This window comes from Simplicispira metamorpha (genome assembly GCF_004341365.1).
Taxonomy (GTDB): domain Bacteria; phylum Pseudomonadota; class Gammaproteobacteria; order Burkholderiales; family Burkholderiaceae_C; genus Simplicispira; species Simplicispira metamorpha.
The window spans coordinates 46,352-64,151 of sequence record NZ_SLXH01000011.1; the positions used below are offsets into that span (position 1 = coordinate 46,352).

A 17,800-nucleotide genomic window follows, 5' to 3' on the forward strand; every position below is an offset into this window, starting at 1 on the left:
AGGGCAGCGATGGCTGGCGCCGTACCCCAGCGCCTCGCGGACGGCAGAGGGCCATGGTTTCTACAATGGCGCCCATGTTTGTTCATTTGCGCCTGCACACCGAGTTTTCCGTCATTGACGGCACCAACCGTATCGACGAGGTGGTCAAAGCCGCCGCCGCCGACGGCCAGCCTGCGCTGGCCATCACGGACTTCAATAACCTGTTTGGTGCCATCAAGTTCTATAAAGAAGCACGCGGCAAAGGCGTCAAGCCCGTGCTTGGGGCAGAAATTGTGCTGGAGGGTGAGGGCGCCGCAGCGCCTTCGCGCATAGTGCTGCTGGTGCAAAGCCACCAGGGCTACCTGAATCTGTCGGAGCTGTTGGCCCGTGCCTGGACAAGCAACCAGATCAAGTCACAAGCTGTGTGTACCTGGGCCTGGCTGCAAGAGCTGGGTGCGGGGCTGATTGCTTTGTCAGGGGCACAAGCCGGGCCTGTAGGACAGGCTTTGGTGCGTGGCGATGAGACTGGTGCAGAGCAGCTGGCGCAGCGGCTGGCGAATCTGTTTGAACACCGTTTTTACCTGGAGATACAGCGCGCTGGCCGCCCCGACGATGAGGCCCATGTGGTGTCCGCGGTGCAACTGGCAGCACGCCTGCAATTGCCGGTGGTGGCGACGCACCCAGTGCAGTTTTTTACCGAAGACGACTACGAGGCCCACGAGGCCCGCGTGTGCATTGCCGAGGGCGAAATTCTGGGCAACCAGCGCCGCGTGCGCCGTTTTACCCGGGAGCAGTATTTCAAATCATCGGTGCAAATGCAGGCCTTGTTTGCTGATGTGCCCTCGGCGCTGGCCAATACGGTAGAGATCGCCCGGCGCTGTAGCCTGACGCTGGTGCTGGGCAAGCCGCAGTTGCCCAACTTTCCCATCCCGCCGGTCAATGGCGAAATTCTCTCGGTGGAAGATTATTTTCGGTACGTCTCCCATGAGGGCCTGAACGAGCGCCTGCTGCACCTCTACCCCGATGAGGCCAAGCGCCAGGCGCAGCGCCCGCGCTACGTGGAGCGGCTGGAATTCGAGCTGGCCACCATTCTCAAGATGGGTTTTCCGGGGTACTTCCTGATTGTGGGCGACTTTATCCAGTGGGCGAAAAACAATGGCTGCCCCGTGGGGCCGGGGCGCGGTTCTGGTGCCGGGTCGCTGGTGGCCTATGCCCTGAAGATCACAGACCTGGATCCGCTGGAATACAACCTGCTGTTCGAGCGTTTTTTGAACCCCGAACGTGTCTCGATGCCTGACTTCGACATCGACTTTTGCCAGTCCAACCGCGACCGCGTGATCGACTACGTGAAAGACAAATACGGCAAGAATGCCGTCAGTCAGATTGCCACCTTCGGCACCATGGCCGCGCGCGCCGCCATCCGCGACGTAGGCCGGGTGCTGGACATGAGCTACACCTTTTGTGACGGCATCAGCAAGCTCATTCCGAACAAGCCGGGCCAGCACATCACCATTGCCGGGGCCATTGAGGTCGAGCCTGTGCTGGCAGAACGCCTGGAGAAAGAAGACGAAGTCAAAACCCTGCTGGCGCTGGCGCAAAAGCTCGAAGGCATGACACGCAACATCGGCATGCACGCGGGCGGTGTGCTGATCGCACCAGGCAAGCTTACTGATTTTTGTCCGCTCTACCAGCAGCCCGGCAGCGAGTCGGCGGTGAGCCAGTACGACAAGGACGATGTGGAAGCCATTGGCCTGGTCAAGTTCGACTTCTTGGGCCTGGCGACGCTGACCATCCTGGAAATTGCGCGCGAGTTCATCATGCAGCGCCACCCGGGGCAGGAAAATTTTGCTTTCGAGAATATCGCCCTGGACGACGTGGCCACGTACCGCCTGTTTTCGGAAGGAAAAACCGAAGCAGTGTTCCAGTTTGAAAGCCGTGGCATGCAGGGCATGCTCAAGGAGGCGCGGCCCTCGCGGCTGGAAGACCTGATCGCCCTGAACGCGCTGTACCGTCCCGGCCCGATGGACCTGATCCCGAGCTTTGTGAACCGCAAGCACGGCAAAGAGCCCGTCGAGTACCCGCACCCGTTGGTGGCCGAAATGCTGTCCGAGACCTACGGCATCATGGTGTACCAAGAGCAGGTGATGCAGACGGCACAGATTCTGGGCGGCTACTCGCTGGGCGGCGCCGACATGCTGCGCCGCGCCATGGGCAAGAAAAAAGCCGAAGAAATGGCCGAGCACCGCGCCATCTTCCGCGCCGGGGCCGCCAAGAATGACATCAGCCAGGAGAAAGCCGACGAGGTTTTTGACCTGATGGAGAAGTTTGCCGGGTACGGCTTCAACAAGTCGCACGCTGCTGCGTACTCGCTGCTGGCCTACCACACGGGCTGGCTCAAGGTGCACTACACCGCCGAGTTCTTCTGCGCCAACATGACCGTCGAAATGGACGATACCGACAAGCTCAAGGTGTTGCTGGAAGACGCGCAGAAAAACTTTGCCATCCGCTTTGAGCCCCCTGACGTGAACAGCGGTAACTACCGTTTCGAGCCGGTGTCCGATAAGGTCATTCGTTACGGGCTGGGGGCCGTCAAGGGCACGGGGCAGGCCGCTATCGAGGCGATCGTGGCGGCGCGCGAGGGACGTGGCGATGGCCCGCAGGGCAGTACCCGCGGGCCGTTCAAGAGCCTGTTTGATTTTTGCGTGCGTGTGGAACGCAGCAAAATCAACAAGCGCACGGTGGATGCGCTCATCAAGGCGGGGGCCTTTGATGCCGTCGAGCCCAACCGCGCGGCGTTGTCAGCCTCGATTGACCGGGCTTTTGACTTTGCCACTGCGACGTTAGCCAATGCCAACCAAGGCGGCCTCTTCGATATGGGGGGTGAAGACACCCACGGCTCCAGCACCGAAGAACCCGATCTGGTTGCCATCGCGCCCTGGGGGGTAAAGGAGCGCCTGACTTACGAGAAACCTGCGCTGGGTTTTTACCTGTCTGGCCACCTGTTCGACGAGGTGGAGCGCGAGGTAAGGCGTTTTGTGCGCACCCGCATCAGCGACCTGACCGATACCCGCGATACCCAGACCATTGCCGGTATCGTCGGCGGTTTTCGCGTGGTCAATGGCATGCGTGGAAAGCAGGGTATTTTTGTGCTGGACGATACCTCGGCGCGCGTTGAAGCTTCGGCCAGCGAGGCGGTTATCAACACTTACCGCGATTTGCTGCAGGAAGATGAACTGGTCATCGTCAGTGGCCGCCTGCAACCCGGACGCAACGGGTTTGAGGCACGCTTTATCGTCCAGCAGGTGATGGATCTGGCCACAGCGCGCTGCCGGTTTGGCAAGTACCTGTACCTGGTGGTGGGCGACAAGCTGCCCGATATTGCCCAGACGCTGAGGCAGCACCCTTGTAAAAACGAGACTACCGGGCATGGCGAGTCGCTACAGCACGGACTGCGGGTGCGCCTGGCTGTTCAGTGCATGGCAGCGCAGGGTGCGGCCAAGGCCGAAGTGCAGTTGAGCGACGCACACCGCACCTTTCCCACCGATGCAGCCCTGGCTGCCTGGGCCGGGCAGGCGGGCGATGGCGTGGCTACCATCGTTTACGAGTAGTTTTTGCAGATTCCCTTTTACAGCGCCAACACGCGCGCATCGCTAGAATGAATTTCATGGCAACACAACCCCCATCCTCTCCCCCCGCGCCCGCTGTGCAGCGGCCCGTGCCGGACGACGGCGGTTCGGTCGTACTGGAGCGGCTGCCGCAAAAAGCCAAGCCGCCGCAGATGTACCAGGTGCTCATGCTCAACGACGACTACACGCCCATGGAGTTCGTGATCGTGGTTTTGCAAGAATTTTTTAGCAAGGATCGCGAAACTGCCACGCAGATCATGCTCAAGATCCACTTGGACGGCAAAGGCGTGTGTGGCGTGTATTCGCGCGATATTGCCGCCACCAAAGTCGATCAGGTTCTGGAAGCCGCCCACAAGGCTGGGCACCCATTGCAATGTGTGAGTGAGCCTGTTGAATAACAGCCGTTGCACCCCGACATACGTCACCACTTTCCCCGCAAGCACAAAGGAGTTCACATGATTGCCCAGGAACTGGAAGTCAGCTTGCACATGGCCTTTGTAGAGGCCCGCCAGCAGCGCCACGAGTTCATTACCGTGGAGCATCTGTTGCTTGCATTGCTTGATAACCCCAGCGCAGCCGAGGTGTTGCGCGCATGCTCAGCCAATATCGATGATTTGCGCGTTTCGCTCGCCAACTTCATCAAGGACAACACCCCGCAGGTGGCTGGTAACGACGAAGTGGACACCCAGCCCACGCTGGGTTTTCAGCGCGTGATCCAGCGCGCCATCATGCACGTGCAGTCCACGGGCAATGGCAAAAAGGAAGTCAATGGCGCCAACGTACTGGTGGCCATTTTTGGCGAGAAGGACTCGCACGCCGTGTACTACCTGCACCAGCAGGGAGTGACACGCTTGGACGTGGTCAACTTCATCGCCCACGGCATCAAGAAAAGTGAGCCGCCCGAGCCCGTCAAGGGCACTGAAGGCCCGACTGAGGGCGAAGAAGGCCCCACTGGCGAGAAAAACGAAAAAACCTCGCCGCTGGAGCAGTTCACGCAAAACCTCAACCAGCTGGCCAAGGACGGCAAGATCGATCCGCTCATTGGCCGCCACTACGAGGTCGAGCGCACCATCCAGATTTTGTGCCGCCGCCGCAAAAACAACCCGCTGCTGGTGGGCGAGGCTGGCGTGGGCAAAACGGCCATTGCCGAGGGCCTGGCTTGGCGCATCACGCAAAAAGATGTGCCTGAAATCCTGGCCGAGGCCACTGTTTATTCGCTGGACATGGGCGCGCTGCTGGCAGGCACCAAGTACCGGGGCGATTTTGAGCAGCGCCTCAAGGGCGTGCTCAAGTCACTCAAAGACAAGCCCAACGCGGTGCTGTTCATCGATGAAATCCACACGCTGATTGGGGCTGGCGCTGCCTCCGGCGGCACGCTGGACGCCTCCAACTTGCTCAAGCCCGCGCTCAGCTCGGGTGTTCTCAAGTGCATTGGTGCCACCACGTTCACCGAATACCGTGGCATCTTTGAAAAAGATGCAGCCCTGTCGCGGCGCTTCCAGAAAGTGGATGTGGTCGAGCCCACGGTGGCCGAAACTGTGGACATTCTGAAGGGCCTCAAGTCACGCTTTGAAGAGCACCACAGCGTCAAGTACGCCGCAGCCGCCCTGCAAGCGGCCGCTGAACTCAGCGCCAAGTACATCAACGACCGCCACCTGCCCGATAAGGCCATCGACGTGATCGACGAGGCCGGGGCCGCCCAGCGTATCCTGGTGCCTTCCAAGCGCAAGAAAACCATTGGCAAGACCGAGATCGAAGAGATTGTGGCCAAGATTGCCCGCATTCCCCCGGCCAACGTCTCCAACGACGACCGTGGCAAACTGCAAGTGTTGGAGCGCGATCTCAAGTCGGTGGTGTTCGGCCAGGACAAGGCGCTTGAAGTGCTGGCCAGCGCCGTCAAGATGGCGCGCTCGGGGTTGGGCAAGGGCGACAAGCCGATTGGTTCTTTCTTGTTCAGTGGCCCCACGGGCGTGGGCAAGACCGAAGCGGCCAAGCAGCTGGCCTACATCCTGGGTATTGAGCTGATCCGCTTTGATATGTCCGAGTACATGGAGCGCCATGCCGTCAGCCGCCTGATTGGCGCGCCGCCCGGCTATGTCGGCTTTGACCAGGGTGGCCTGCTGACCGAGGCCATCACCAAGAAGCCGCACGCCGTGTTGCTGCTCGACGAAATCGAGAAGGCGCACCCGGACATTTTCAACGTGCTGTTGCAGGTCATGGACCACGGTACGCTGACGGACAACAACGGGCGCAAGGCCGACTTCCGCAACGTCATCATCATCATGACGACCAACGCGGGCGCCGAGACCATGAACAAGGCCACCATCGGGTTCACCAACCCGCGCCAGGCCGGTGATGAAATGGGCGACATCAAGCGCCTGTTCACGCCCGAGTTCCGCAACCGGCTGGATGCCATCGTCAGCTTCAGGGCGCTGGACGAAAACATCATCCTGCGCGTGGTGGACAAGTTCCTGCTGCAACTGGAGCAACAGCTGGCTGAGAAAAAGGTGGAGGTCACCTTCACCGACAAGCTGCGCAAGCACTTGGCCAAGAAGGGATTCGATCCGCTCATGGGCGCACGCCCCATGCAGCGCTTGATCCAGGACACCATCCGCCGTGCCTTGGCCGACGAGCTGCTGTTTGGTCGCCTGCAAGACGGTGGCCGCCTGACGGTGGACATCGAAACCAAGACCGACGACAAGGGCGTGGAAGCCGCCGAGGTGGCGCTGGACATCCAGCCCCTGCCCAAGAAGGAGCGCTCTGCCAAGTCTGAGCCTGCCGAACCCGAAGAGGCCGCCGCAGCCGGTTAAGCCCAGGGCCAGTTGTGGCCCCTGAAAGCAAAAAGCCAGCAACATCGCGTTGCTGGCTTTTTTACTATTGATTTGATAGCTGCTTGCGCTTACTGCACAAGGGTCAAAAGGCAAAAAGTATCAAATTTTATGGTTTGGATGGTGAGGCATCTGCGCCATCTTCTGCGACGCGACGGGCGCCGTCAAAGCGGCGTGCCCAGTAGGCGGTTTGCATGCTTTCCACGCGAACTTCGGAGCCGCTGCGGGGCGAGTGGATGAATTTGCCATCACCCACATAAATACCGACGTGGCTGAAAGCACGGCGCATGGTGTTGAAAAACACCAGATCGCCCGGCTGCAGTTCTTTTTTGTCGATGACCTGGGTGGAGGCGGCCTGCTGGTCGGCGCGGCGCGGCAGCATCAGGCCCACGGTTTGCTGGTACATGGCGCGCACAAAGCCGCTGCAATCGAAGCCGCTTTCTGCACTGTTGCCACCACGGCGGTAGGGAACGCCCAGAAAGCCCATGGCCGTGACCACCAGATCAGAGGTGCGATCCACCACGTCATGCGCCCTGCTGGCGACGTTTTGGCCGACCTGAGAAAGCTTGTCCTGGGCCTTTTCAGCCACGTTGTGGCGGATCTCGACGAGCTGGTTGAGCAAACCTTTGTCGGCCAGGAGCTTGTCCATGTCGTCAGAGGGTGCCGAGCCAGGGGCCGCGTGGGCGGTGGCGCAGGCCACCAGCAAAGTGCAAAACCATTTAGACATGGGCGCGAAGGGTAACACGCACTGCGAGCGGGATTAGCGCAAAAAGCCTGTCAAGCCGGTGTTTTTGCCCAGATGGCCCGAGAAAAAATACGGTGTAGGCTTGCACGCATGCCTGCTGAAACCCTTGATACCCCTTTGGTGCCCGCATCGGACACTGCTGCTGCCACGGCCACACCGGGGGCCGTGCCCGTGTCCCGCCTGGCGCTGCGCCGCGTGGCCATAGACACCTGGCGTGAAAACGTCGCCTACCTGCACCGCGATTGCGCCGTGTACCGTGCCGAGGGCTTCCAGGCGTTGTCGAAGGTGGATGTGCGTGCCAACGGGCGCCATGTTCTGGCCACGGTGAACGTGGTGGACGATCCGTGCATCGTGGGCTGCAACGAGCTGGGCCTGTCGGAAGATGCGTTTGCCCAGCTGGGCGTGCCCAACGGCTATATGGTGGCGGTGTCGCAGGCCGAGCCGCCCGAATCCATGGGGGCGCTGTTTCGGAAGATTTCGGGCGAGCGCCTGGCGCGCGCAGACTTTCACGCCATCGTGCGCGACATTGCCGAGCGCCACTATTCCAAGATTGAGCTGACGGCCTTTGTCGTCGCCTGCCACCGCGATGAACTCGACCGTGAGGAGGTGTTTTTCCTGTCGGATGCCATGGTGGCCAGCGGCCAGCGCCTGGACTGGCACGAACCGCTGGTGGTGGACAAGCACTGCATCGGCGGTATTCCGGGCAACCGCACCTCCATGCTGATCGTGCCCATCGTGGCTGCGCACGGCATGCTGTGCCCCAAAACATCGTCGCGTGCCATCACCTCGCCCGCAGGCACCGCTGACACCATGGAAGTGCTGGCCAATGTGCAGCTGCCCCTGGAGGAGTTGCAGCGCATCGTGCGCGACCACCGCGGTTGCCTGGCCTGGGGTGGCACGGCCCAACTCTCGCCCGCTGATGACGTGCTCATCTCGGTAGAGCGGCCACTGGCCATCGACTCGCCCGGGCAGATGGTGGCATCCATCCTGTCGAAAAAAATAGCGGCGGGCTCTACGCACCTGGTGCTGGATATTCCGATTGGCCCCACGGCCAAGGTGCGCTCCATGCCCGAGGCCCAGCGCCTGCGCCGCTTGTTTGAGTACGTGGCGCACCGGCTGGGCTTGTCGCTGGACGTGGTTATCACCGATGGACGCCAGCCCATCGGCAACGGCATTGGCCCGGTGCTGGAGGCGCGCGACGTGATGCGCGTGCTGGAAAACGACCCGTCTGCGCCCAACGACCTGCGGCAAAAATCCCTGCGCCTGGCCGGGCGTCTGATTGAGTGCGACCCCGATGTGCGTGGTGGCGATGGTTACGCCATTGCCCGTGACATCCTCGACTCGGGCCGTGCGCTGGCCCGCATGCGCGCCATCATCGCCGCCCAGGGCGCCAAGGAGTTTGACCACAACCACCCACCGCTGGGCGCACTGAGTTTTGATGTGTGTGCCAGTGCTGCCGGTGTAGTGGCGGGCATAGACAACCTGCAAATCGCCCGCATTGCCCGGCTGGCCGGGGCGCCCAAGGTGCAGGGCGCTGGGGTGGATTTGCTGTGCAAACTGGGCGACGCCGTGGCCCAGGGCGATGTGCTGTACCGCGTGCATGCGGGCTATGGTGCTGACCTGGAGTTTGCCCGCCAGGCCAGTGCCCGTGCCAGCGCCTACCGCATTGGTACGGCGGACGATATGCCCCGCGTGTTTGTGGAGTTTTGAGCATGGCCGCATCCCCCCACATGCTGGATGCAGGCCCATCCTGCCTGCTGTACCTGGATGACGAGCAGGCTGCCGCTGCGGGCCTGGCCGCTGCGGCAGGCCTCATCGCGCTGCCCATTGCACGCCATCGCTTTCCCGATGGCGAACTCAAGCTCACGCTGCCGGTGGATGCCTCGGGCCATTTGCCCGCGCGTGCCGTGCTGCTGCGCAGCCTGCACCAGCCCAACGACAAGCTCATCGAGCTGCTGCTGGCTGCCCGCACCGCCCGCAGCCTGGGCGTGCGCCACCTCACGTTGGTGGCGCCGTACTTGGCCTACATGCGCCAGGACATCGCGTTCCACCCCGGCGAGGCAGTGAGCCAGCGCATCGTGGGCCCTTTTTTGGCCGATTTGTTTGATGCCGTCATGACCGTGGACCCGCACCTGCACCGCGTGGCTACCTTGCAGGAGGCGGTGCCTGCCGCGCAGACCGTGGTGGTCAGTGGCGCACCGCTGCTGGCCGACTGGATCGTGCGCCAGCGCCCCGGTGCGCTGTTGGTGGGGCCTGATGGTGAATCTGCCCAGTGGGTGGCGCAGGCCGCTGCGCGCCACGGCCTACAGCATGCCGTCTGCACCAAAGAGCGCCACGGCGACCGCAGCGTCACCATCGCCCTGCCGCCGGTCAACGTGCAGGGCAGGGCGGTGGTGCTGCTGGACGACATGGCCAGTACCGGCCATACCTTGGCCCAGGCCACGCGGCTGCTGTGGCAGGCGGGCGCGGCATCGGTGGATGTGGCCGTAACGCATGCGCTGATCGATGCTGCCTCGTTGCAAGCGCTGCACGCGGCGGGCGTGGGCCAGTTCTGGAGCACCGACTGCGTCGCCCACCCCAGCAACTGCGTGCCTATGGCCAGTGCGCTGGCGCAGGCGCTGGGAGGGCTGCACGCCTGAGCGTCGCCCTTCATGCGGCGGCTGTCCACGCAGTGCCGGGCGCTGCGACAATCGTGGCCATTCCTCACCGCATTCACAGAAAGAACCCCCATGCTGCTTGACGCCTCTGAATCCCAATTGGTGCTGGTGGACTACCAAAGCCGCCTCATGCCCGCCATTTTTGAAGCCCCGCTGGTGCTGGCCAATGCGCTGCGCCTGGCCCAGGTGGCCAAGCTGGTCGAAGTGCCCGTGTGGGGCACCGAGCAAAACCCCTCGCGCCTGGGGCCCAACGATGCGCAGTTGCGCGCACTGTGCGACAAAACCTTGTCGAAAATGCATTTCAGTGCTGCTGAAGAGGGCCTGGGCGAGTGGCTGCGCCCGCCCGCCAAACCCCAGCAGGGCGGCAACGCCCGCAGCCTGCCCAAGCACCTGCAAAAACCGCCCGCCCCGCTGGCGCCCGAGCGTGGCCTGATCGTCATTGCGGGCTGCGAAGCCCATGTGTGCCTGCTGCAAACCGCGCTGGACTTGATCGAAGACGAGTTTGACGTGTGGGTGGTGACCGACGCGTGCAGCTCGCGCACCGAGCGCAACCGCGACGCCGCTTTTGACCGCCTGGCCGGTGCGGGCGCCGAACTGGTGACGGCGGAAATGGTGGCCTTCGAGTGGCTGCGCAGTTGCGAGCACCCGGCTTTCAAAGACATGCTGGCGCTGGTGAAATAAGCGCCGCTGATGGGGTGCGAAGTGGGCTTGATTTTTTCAAGCATTTTGTGGCCCTGGCCCTTTGCTGGTATGCGCTGGCAGCTCCTGAAAAGTGAGTAACTGGCACCTTGCCGCAGGGCCGCTTGCTGCCATGGCCGTCGCCTGTACACGGCGGTGCAGCACCGACAGGTTGCATAACGTCAGGTAATACGCCCGCAGGCGTCCGAACGGGTGGACGCCTCGGGTAACATTCGCACCTTGAACCGTTTGGCATAGCAGCGCGCAGGGCAGCGTTGACTGTCCGGCACTGGCGCTGTGCCAGCGGCGCGGTGTTACAGGGTCTTTCGTGCGTCTCAATTCCATCAAGCTCTCTGGCTTCAAGTCGTTCGCTGAACCCACCAACTTCATGCTGCCAGGCCAACTGGTGGGCGTGGTGGGGCCGAACGGCTGCGGCAAATCCAACATCATGGATGCGGTGCGCTGGGTGCTGGGCGAGAGCAAAGCCAGCGAGCTGCGCGGTGAATCCATGCAGGACGTGATCTTCAGCGGCACCACCACGCGCAAGAGTGCCAGCCGCGCCAGCGTGGAGCTGGTGTTCGACAACGAAGACCACCGCGCCGGTGGCCAGTGGAACCAATATGTAGAGATTGCCGTCAAGCGCGTGCTCACCCGCGACGGCACCAGCAGCTACTACATCAACAACCAGCCAGTGCGCCGGCGCGATGTGCAGGACGTGTTTCTGGGCACCGGCCTGGGGCCGCGCGCCTACGCCATCATTGGCCAGGGCACCATCAGCCGCATCATTGAAAGCCGCCCCGAAGATTTGCGCCTGTTCCTCGAAGAGGCTGCGGGCGTATCCAAATACAAAGAGCGCCGCCGCGAAACCGAAAACCGCCTCTCCGACACCCGCGAAAACCTCACCCGCGTGGAAGACATCCTGCGCGAGCTGAATGCCAACCTCGAAAAACTCGAAGCGCAGGCGGCCATTGCCCAGAAATACCACGCCCTGCACGCCAGCGTGACGCTCAAACAGCAGCAGCAGTGGTTTCTGAAACGCGCCGAAGCCGAAGAGCAGCAAAACAAAGTGCGTCTGGAGGGCCTGCAAGCCGTCAACGACCTGGAAGCGCGCATGGCCGAGCTGCGCCAGGTCGAATCTGAACTCGAAACCGTGCGCCAGGCGCACTACGGTGCGGGTGATGCGCTCAACCAGGCCCAGGCCAAGCTCTACGAGGCCACGGCGGAAGTGGGGCGGCTGGAGGCCGAAATCCGCTACGTGCTGGAAGGGCGCCAGCGCGTGGAGCAGCGCCTGCACACGCTGGCCGAGCAAATCGCCCAGTGGAATACGCGCAAAGAAGACGCCGAGGCCGGGCTGGAAGACCTCGCTGGTGCGGGTGTCGAGGCCGAAGAAACAGCCGAGTTGCTGGCCGCCCAGGTCGAGGAGCAATCCCTGCGCCTGCCCGAGCTGGAAGACGCCCTGCGCCAAAGCCAGCAGCGTGCCAATACGCAGCGCCAGGCCGTGGCTCAGGTGCAGCAGCAGATTCAGGTGCTGGCCGCCGAGCAGCGCAGCATTGACGAGCAAAGCCGCCAGCTCGATACCCGCTACGAGCGCCTGCGCGCTGACCGCAACGCGCTGGCCGCGCCCGATGGTTCGCGGCTGCTGCATTTGCGCAGCCAGCTTGACGCGGCCCAGGAAGCCACTGAAACCGCCGAGGCGCGCCTGGCCCAGTTGCAAGAGGCCGTGCCGCAGCTCGATGACGAGCGCCGCAGCCGCCAGCAGGCCGTCAACCACGAGGCTGCGCGCCAGGCCGATCTGTCGGCGCGCATGGAGGCGCTCAAGGCGCTGCAAGAAAAGGTCAAAACCGATGGCAAGCTCAGGCCCTGGCTGGCACGCCACGGCCTGGATGGTTTGCAGGGCCTGTGGAGCCGCATCCACATCGAGCCCGGTTGGGAAAATGCCCTGGAGGCCGCCCTGCGTGAGCGCCTGGGCGCCCTTGAAGTGGGCAGCCTCGACCGCGTGCGCGGTTTTCTGGGGGCTGTGGATGCCGGTGGTGGCGATGCGCCCCCGGCCAAGCTGGTGTTTTTCAGTCCCCCGGCGGCGGCCACGCCCGCGCCTGCCAGCGGCTTGCCACGCCTGTCCGATTGGCTGCGCCTGCACGATGCGGGCCTGAGCGCCGTGCTGACCGACTGGCTGCAAGGCTGCTACACCGCACAGACGCTGGACGAGGCCCTGAACCGCCGCAGCCAATTGCAGCGCGGCGAGGCGCTGTACGTGCCCGCAGGCCATAGCGTCACGGCGCACAGCGTGGGTTTTTATGCCCAGGACTCCGAGCAATCGGGCCTGCTGGCGCGCGCCCAGGAAATCGAGCACCTGGACAAAGAACTGCGCGCCCAGGCCCTCATCAGCGAAGAGGCCCGCGCCGCGCTGGTGCGTGCCGAAGCAGCCTACGCAGATGCCACCCAGCGCCTGAGCACCGTGCGCCGCGAAGCCACCGAGGCGCAGGCACGCACCCACGAGCTGCAAGTCGAGCACCTGCGCCTGTCGCAGCTGGTAGAGCAAACACGCCTGCGCAGCGAGCAAATCGGCGCCGATCTGGCCGAAGTCGAGGCCATGCTCTCTGACCTGCAAGAGCGCCGTGCCGTGGCCGAAGAGCGTTTTGACGAGCTGGACATGCAGCTGGCCGACACCCAGGAGCGCCACGCCCAGCACGGCGACCAGGTGATCGAGGCCGAGCGCAAGCTGACCGAGTGCCGCGAACAGCAGCGCAGCCTGGAGCGCCAGGCGCAAGAGGCCACCTTTGCCCAGCGCAGCCTGGAGGCCCGCCAGGCCGAACTGGCCCGCACCCTGGCCACCGCCGACCAGCAAAGCGCCGCCCTGGCCGACGAACAGGTGCGCGCCCAGGCCGAGCTGATGCGCCTGTCGGATGCCGCTGCGCAAGGCGGCCTGCAAGACGTGCTGGCGCAGAAAATGGAGCGCGAACAGCAACTGGCCGCCCGGCGCAGCGAGTACGACGATCTCACCAACCGGCTGCGCACCAGCGACGAGCGCCGCCTGCAACTGGAGCGCGCCCTGGAGCCGCTGCGCGCGCGCATCACCGAATTCCAGCTCAAAGAGCAGGCTGCGCGCTTGGGTCTGGAGCAATACACCACGCTGTTGCAAGACGCCCAGGCCGACCTGGAGGCCGTGGCCCGCTCCATCACCGAGGCCAACGTGCGCCTGATGGGCCTGCAAGCCGAGATCGACCGCCTGCACCGTGAGATTGCCGCCCTGGGCGCCGTCAACCTGGCTGCGCTGGATGAACTGACCGCCGCCCGCGAGCGCAAGACCTTCCTGGACGCGCAAAACGCCGATTTGACCGAGGCCATGAATACCCTCGAAGACGCCATCCGCAAGATCGATGCCGAGACGCGCGACCTGCTCTCGGGCACCTTCGATGCCGTCAACCAGCACTTTGGCCGCATGTTTCCCGAGCTGTTTGGTGGCGGACAGGCGCGGCTCATCATCACGGGCGATGAAATTCTCGATTCCGGCGTACAGGTCATGGCCCAACCGCCGGGCAAAAAAAACCAGACCATCCACCTGCTGTCGGGCGGCGAGAAAGCACTCACGGCCATTGCGCTGGTGTTTGCCATCTTTCAACTCAATCCGGCGCCGTTTTGTTTGCTCGACGAGGTGGATGCGCCACTGGACGACGCCAACACCGAGCGCTATGCCAAATTGGTCAGCAGCATGAGCAAACAAGGCACCCAGTTTCTGTTCATCAGCCACAACAAAATTGCCATGGAAATGGCCGAACAATTGATCGGCGTGACCATGCAGGAGCAGGGTGTCTCGCGCATCGTGGCGGTGGACATGGAGTCTGCCCTGTCGATGGCCGACGCTGCCTGAATCGCCGCCTGAACTACTTACCCGCACGCAACCATGAGCACCTTGCAAATCAGCCTGGCCGTTATCGGTGTCGTCCTGCTGGCCTTGATCGTGGCCTACAACGCCTGGACGACGCACCGCAACCAACCCAAAAAAGCCCGTCCCGTGGAGGACGACCCACGGGCAGAACCCGCGCTGCGCCAAGAGCCCGCGTTTGATGCCGCTCTGGGCGCCCCGCCCGTGGCCCGGGGCAGTGCCGCGCCGCCGCGCACGCCTGTGGCATCTGCCGCCCCGGGTGCACCAGCACCCGAGGAACTGCCCGGCGCAGACTTTGCGCCGCCCGATCGCACCGCAGAGGCCGCCGCCAGCGCCGCCGCGCCTGACGCTCCCGTGCCTGCGGCCCCCACGCACGTGGCCGACCGCCGCCCCGGCCTGGACCCGCTGATCGATGCCATCGCCGCCTTGCAGTGCGAGCACGCCATCCCCGGCGAGAGCGCGCTGGCCGCTTTGCCACCCACCCGCCGCGTAGGCAGCAAGCCCTTTGCCATCGAAGGCTTCAACGAAACCACCCAGCAGTGGGAGATGCCCACACCCGGCGAGCGCTACCACCTGTTCCAGGCCGGTGTGCAATTGGCCAACCGGGTGGGCGCGCTCAATGACATCGAGTTTTCGGAGTTCGTCCACAAGGCGCAGGCCTTTGCCGACAGCATCAGCGCCTCGATTGATTTTCCGGACATGGTCAATGAGGTGCTGCGCGCCCGCGAGCTGGACCAGTTTGCCAGCGAGCACGATGCACAACTGGCCTTCATGCTGCGCGCCCGCCAGGCCGCCTGGAGTGCAGGCTATTTGCAGCAAAACGCTGCGCGCCTGGGCTTTGTGCAAGGCGCCATCCCCGGGCGCATGCTGCTGCCCGCGCCCACACCGGGCCTGCCGCCGTTGCTGGGTCTGTCGTTTGACACCCAGGCCGCCCTGGCCGAAGACCTGGAGCAATCGGCCGTGCGCGAGCTGATGCTCAGCCTGGACGTGGCGCAAGTCCACCGCACCGAGCAGCCCTTTGCCCGCCTGCGCGAGATTGCTGCCGTGCTGTGCAACGTCATGGACGGTGTTCTGTGCGACCAGAACGGCCAGCCCTTGCCCGCCATGGCCATGGACCCCATCGCCACCGACCTGGAGCTGTTGTATGACCAGCTCGATGGCCGCGAGCTGTCGGCAGGCTCGGTGCTGGCGCGGCGCCTTTTTAGCTGACAGGGCGGTTCGCCATGACCGAGAATTTGGAGCTTTTTGCGGCTCCAGCGCCCGATGGACGAGCGCTAGCAGCTATCAAAATAGAAGCGCTTCGGCAGCAGCTCAACCAGTGGGCGCACCAGTACTACGTGCAAGACGCGCCCACCGTGCCCGACGCCGAATACGACCGCGTTTTTGCACAATTGCAATCGCTGGAGGCGCAGTACCCCGACCTCATCACCCCCGACTCGATCACCCAGCGCGTGGGTGGCGCCGTGATGGCGTCACTGGCCAGCGTGCGCCACGCTGTGCCCATGCTCAGCATCCGCACCGAGACCGACACCACGCCCGCAGGCGCTGAAAATTTTGAACAGCAGGTGCGCAACTACCTGGCCACCGAGCAGCGCCGCACCGAACTGCCCGCCACGGATGCCCGCTACCGCGCCGAGCCACTGTGCCCCGAGGCCCTGGCCGTGCTGGCAGGTGCGCCGCTGGAATGCGTGGCCGAACTCAAATTTGACGGCCTGGCCATGGGCCTGCGCTACGAGGGCGGTGTGCTGGTGCAGGCCGCCACACGTGGCGACGGCGAGGTGGGCGAGGACGTGACGCACAACATCCGCACCATCCGCCAGATACCGCTGTCGCTGCCGCCTGGCGCGCCACCGGTGGTAGAGGTGCGCGGCGAGGTCTATATGGCCCGCGCTGATTTCGACCGCCTCAACGAAGCGCAGCGCCAGCGCGGACAAAAAACCTTTGTTAACCCGCGCAACGCCGCCGCTGGAGCGGTGCGCCAGCTGGACCCCGGCATTGCGGCGCAGCGGCCCCTGAGCTTTTTTGCCTACGGTGTGGGCGAGGTCACGCCCGCCAGCGAGGGCGGCCCGCAGTGGGGCACCCATTTTGAGCTGCTGCACACCCTGAAATCATGGGGTTTTCCGGTGGCAGAGCAGACCAGTGTTGCGCAAGGTGCTTCTGAATTAATAGCGTTTCACCAGCGCATCGGCGCCAGCCGCGACCAGTTGCCCTACGACATCGACGGCGTGGTGTACAAGGTCAACAGCCTGGCCTTGCAGCGCGAGCTGGGCTTCAAGACGCGCGAGCCGCGCTGGGCGGTGGCGCACAAATACCCGGCGCAAGAGATGGTGACGCGCGTCGAAGGCATTGACGTGCAGGTCGGGCGCACCGGCAAGCTCACGCCCGTGGCGCGCCTGGCGCCGGTGTTTGTCGGCGGCGTGACGGTGACCAATGCCACGCTGCACAACCTGTTCGAAATCCGCAAAAAAGGCGTGCGCGTGGGTGACACGGTGATCGTGCGCCGCGCCGGGGATGTGATCCCCGAAGTGGTGGGCGTGGTGGCGGGCGCGCGACCGGCCTACGTGCCCAATTTCAGAATGCCCCGCCAATGTCCCGTGTGTGGCAGCGCCGTGGTGCGCGAAAAAGGCGAGGCCAACCACCGCTGCACCGGCGGCCTGTTCTGCCCGGCCCAGCGCAAAGAGGCGCTGCTGCACTTTGCCGCCCGCCGCGCCATGGACATCGAGGGCCTGGGTGACAAGCTGGTCGATCAACTGGTGGAGTCGGGCGTGATCCGCACGCTGCCCGATTTGTACCGGCTTGGGCTGACTTCGCTCATCGCCCTGGAGCGCATGGCCGACAAATCAGCGCAGAACGTACTGGCCGCGCTGGAAAAATCCAAACAGACCACGCTGGCGCGCTTTTTGTTTGCGCTGGGCATTCGCCATGTGGGCGAATCGACGGCCAAGGACGTGGCGCGCCACTTTGGTGGCCTGGACGCCATCATGGACGCCACCGAGGCGCAGCTGCTGCAGGTCAACGACGTGGGGCCGGTGGTGGCGCAGAGCATCCACACCTTCTTCGCCCAGCCGCACAACCGCGAGGTGGCCCTGCAACTGCGCGCTTGCGGCGTGACCTGGCCCGAGGGCGTGCCCACCGAGCGCGCCACGCAGCCGCTGGCCGGCCTGACGGTGGTGATTACCGGCACGCTGCCCACCCTGGGACGTGATGAGGCCAAAGACCTGCTCGAAGCCGCAGGCGCCAAAGTGGCCGGTTCGGTCAGCAAAAAAACCAGCTATGTGGTGGCTGGCGCCGAGGCGGGCAGCAAGCTGGCCAAGGCGTTGGAGCTGGGCGTGCCTGTGCTGGACGAAGCCGGTATGCGTGCCCTGCTGGCCACGCCTTGATGCGCCGGTGTGGGGCCGATAAAT

10 protein-coding genes are annotated in these 17,800 nt (G+C 63.9%); 9 read left to right on the forward strand and 1 reads right to left on the reverse strand.

Annotated features, from left to right (window positions below):
• Nucleotides 1–74: 74 nt before the first annotated feature.
• Genes dnaE through clpA form a run of 3 tightly spaced genes read left to right on the forward strand, consistent with a single transcriptional unit; the run spans nucleotide 75 to nucleotide 6,415 of the window.
• The gene (dnaE, locus tag EV674_RS07680; protein ID WP_119012632.1) at nucleotides 75–3,587 is read left to right on the forward strand and encodes a DNA polymerase III subunit alpha; all 3,513 of its coding nucleotides are present in this window, start codon (nucleotides 75–77) and stop codon (nucleotides 3,585–3,587) included.
• Between the two features lie 47 nt (nucleotides 3,588–3,634).
• Entirely contained in the window at nucleotides 3,635–4,003 is a 369-nt protein-coding gene (gene clpS / locus EV674_RS07685; protein WP_119012581.1) for an ATP-dependent Clp protease adapter ClpS, read from the forward strand.
• Between the two features lie 57 nt (nucleotides 4,004–4,060).
• Nucleotides 4,061–6,415 carry an ATP-dependent Clp protease ATP-binding subunit ClpA gene (gene clpA, locus EV674_RS07690; protein WP_119012582.1) on the forward strand — a complete coding sequence of 785 codons (2,355 nt, stop codon included), beginning with the start codon at nucleotides 4,061–4,063 and terminating at the stop codon, nucleotides 6,413–6,415.
• A gap of 127 nt (nucleotides 6,416–6,542) precedes the next feature.
• Here clpA and EV674_RS07695 read toward each other — a convergent pair whose 3' ends face one another.
• Nucleotides 6,543–7,160 (reverse strand): C40 family peptidase, encoded by a 618-nt coding sequence (locus EV674_RS07695; RefSeq protein WP_119012633.1) that lies wholly within the window; start codon nucleotides 7,158–7,160, stop codon nucleotides 6,543–6,545.
• A 108-nt stretch (nucleotides 7,161–7,268) separates the two neighbouring features.
• On the opposite strand from EV674_RS07695, the gene EV674_RS07700 reads away from it, so the two are divergent.
• From EV674_RS07700 to ligA, 6 genes are all read left to right on the forward strand, one after another.
• A complete protein-coding gene (locus EV674_RS07700) occupies nucleotides 7,269–8,888 on the forward strand; it encodes a thymidine phosphorylase family protein (protein ID WP_119012583.1) in 1,620 nt (539 codons plus the stop codon).
• A gap of 2 nt (nucleotides 8,889–8,890) precedes the next feature.
• Nucleotides 8,891–9,817: a ribose-phosphate diphosphokinase gene (locus EV674_RS07705; RefSeq protein WP_119012584.1), complete on the forward strand. Its 927-nt coding sequence runs from the start codon at nucleotides 8,891–8,893 to the stop codon at nucleotides 9,815–9,817.
• A 90-nt stretch (nucleotides 9,818–9,907) separates the two neighbouring features.
• Complete coding sequence (locus EV674_RS07710; RefSeq protein ID WP_119012585.1) at nucleotides 9,908–10,516, forward strand: isochorismatase family protein; 609 nt, start codon at nucleotides 9,908–9,910, stop codon at nucleotides 10,514–10,516.
• 325 nt (nucleotides 10,517–10,841) lie between these two features.
• Entirely contained in the window at nucleotides 10,842–14,381 is a 3,540-nt protein-coding gene (gene smc, locus EV674_RS07715) for a chromosome segregation protein SMC (RefSeq protein ID WP_119012586.1), read from the forward strand.
• A gap of 33 nt (nucleotides 14,382–14,414) precedes the next feature.
• Entirely contained in the window at nucleotides 14,415–15,605 is a 1,191-nt protein-coding gene (locus EV674_RS07720; protein ID WP_119012587.1) for a cell division protein FtsZ, read from the forward strand.
• Nucleotides 15,606–15,619: 14 nt separating this feature from the next.
• On the forward strand, nucleotides 15,620–17,776 hold the full coding sequence (gene ligA, locus EV674_RS07725; protein ID WP_119012588.1) for an NAD-dependent DNA ligase LigA: 2,157 nt from the start codon (nucleotides 15,620–15,622) through the stop codon (nucleotides 17,774–17,776).
• Nucleotides 17,777–17,800 lie beyond the last annotated feature (24 nt).

Coding starts and splice junctions, on each gene's coding strand:
- dnaE (WP_119012632.1), top strand. CDS start 75: ATGTTTGTTCATTTGCGCCTGCACACCGAGTTTTCCGTCATTGACGGC.
- clpS (WP_119012581.1), top strand. CDS start 3,635: ATGAATTTCATGGCAACACAACCCCCATCCTCTCCCCCCGCGCCCGCT.
- clpA (WP_119012582.1), top strand. CDS start 4,061: ATGATTGCCCAGGAACTGGAAGTCAGCTTGCACATGGCCTTTGTAGAG.
- EV674_RS07695 (WP_119012633.1), bottom strand. CDS start 7,160: ATGTCTAAATGGTTTTGCACTTTGCTGGTGGCCTGCGCCACCGCCCAC.
- EV674_RS07700 (WP_119012583.1), top strand. CDS start 7,269: ATGCCTGCTGAAACCCTTGATACCCCTTTGGTGCCCGCATCGGACACT.
- EV674_RS07705 (WP_119012584.1), top strand. CDS start 8,891: ATGGCCGCATCCCCCCACATGCTGGATGCAGGCCCATCCTGCCTGCTG.
- EV674_RS07710 (WP_119012585.1), top strand. CDS start 9,908: ATGCTGCTTGACGCCTCTGAATCCCAATTGGTGCTGGTGGACTACCAA.
- EV674_RS07720 (WP_119012587.1), top strand. CDS start 14,415: ATGAGCACCTTGCAAATCAGCCTGGCCGTTATCGGTGTCGTCCTGCTG.
- ligA (WP_119012588.1), top strand. CDS start 15,620: ATGACCGAGAATTTGGAGCTTTTTGCGGCTCCAGCGCCCGATGGACGA.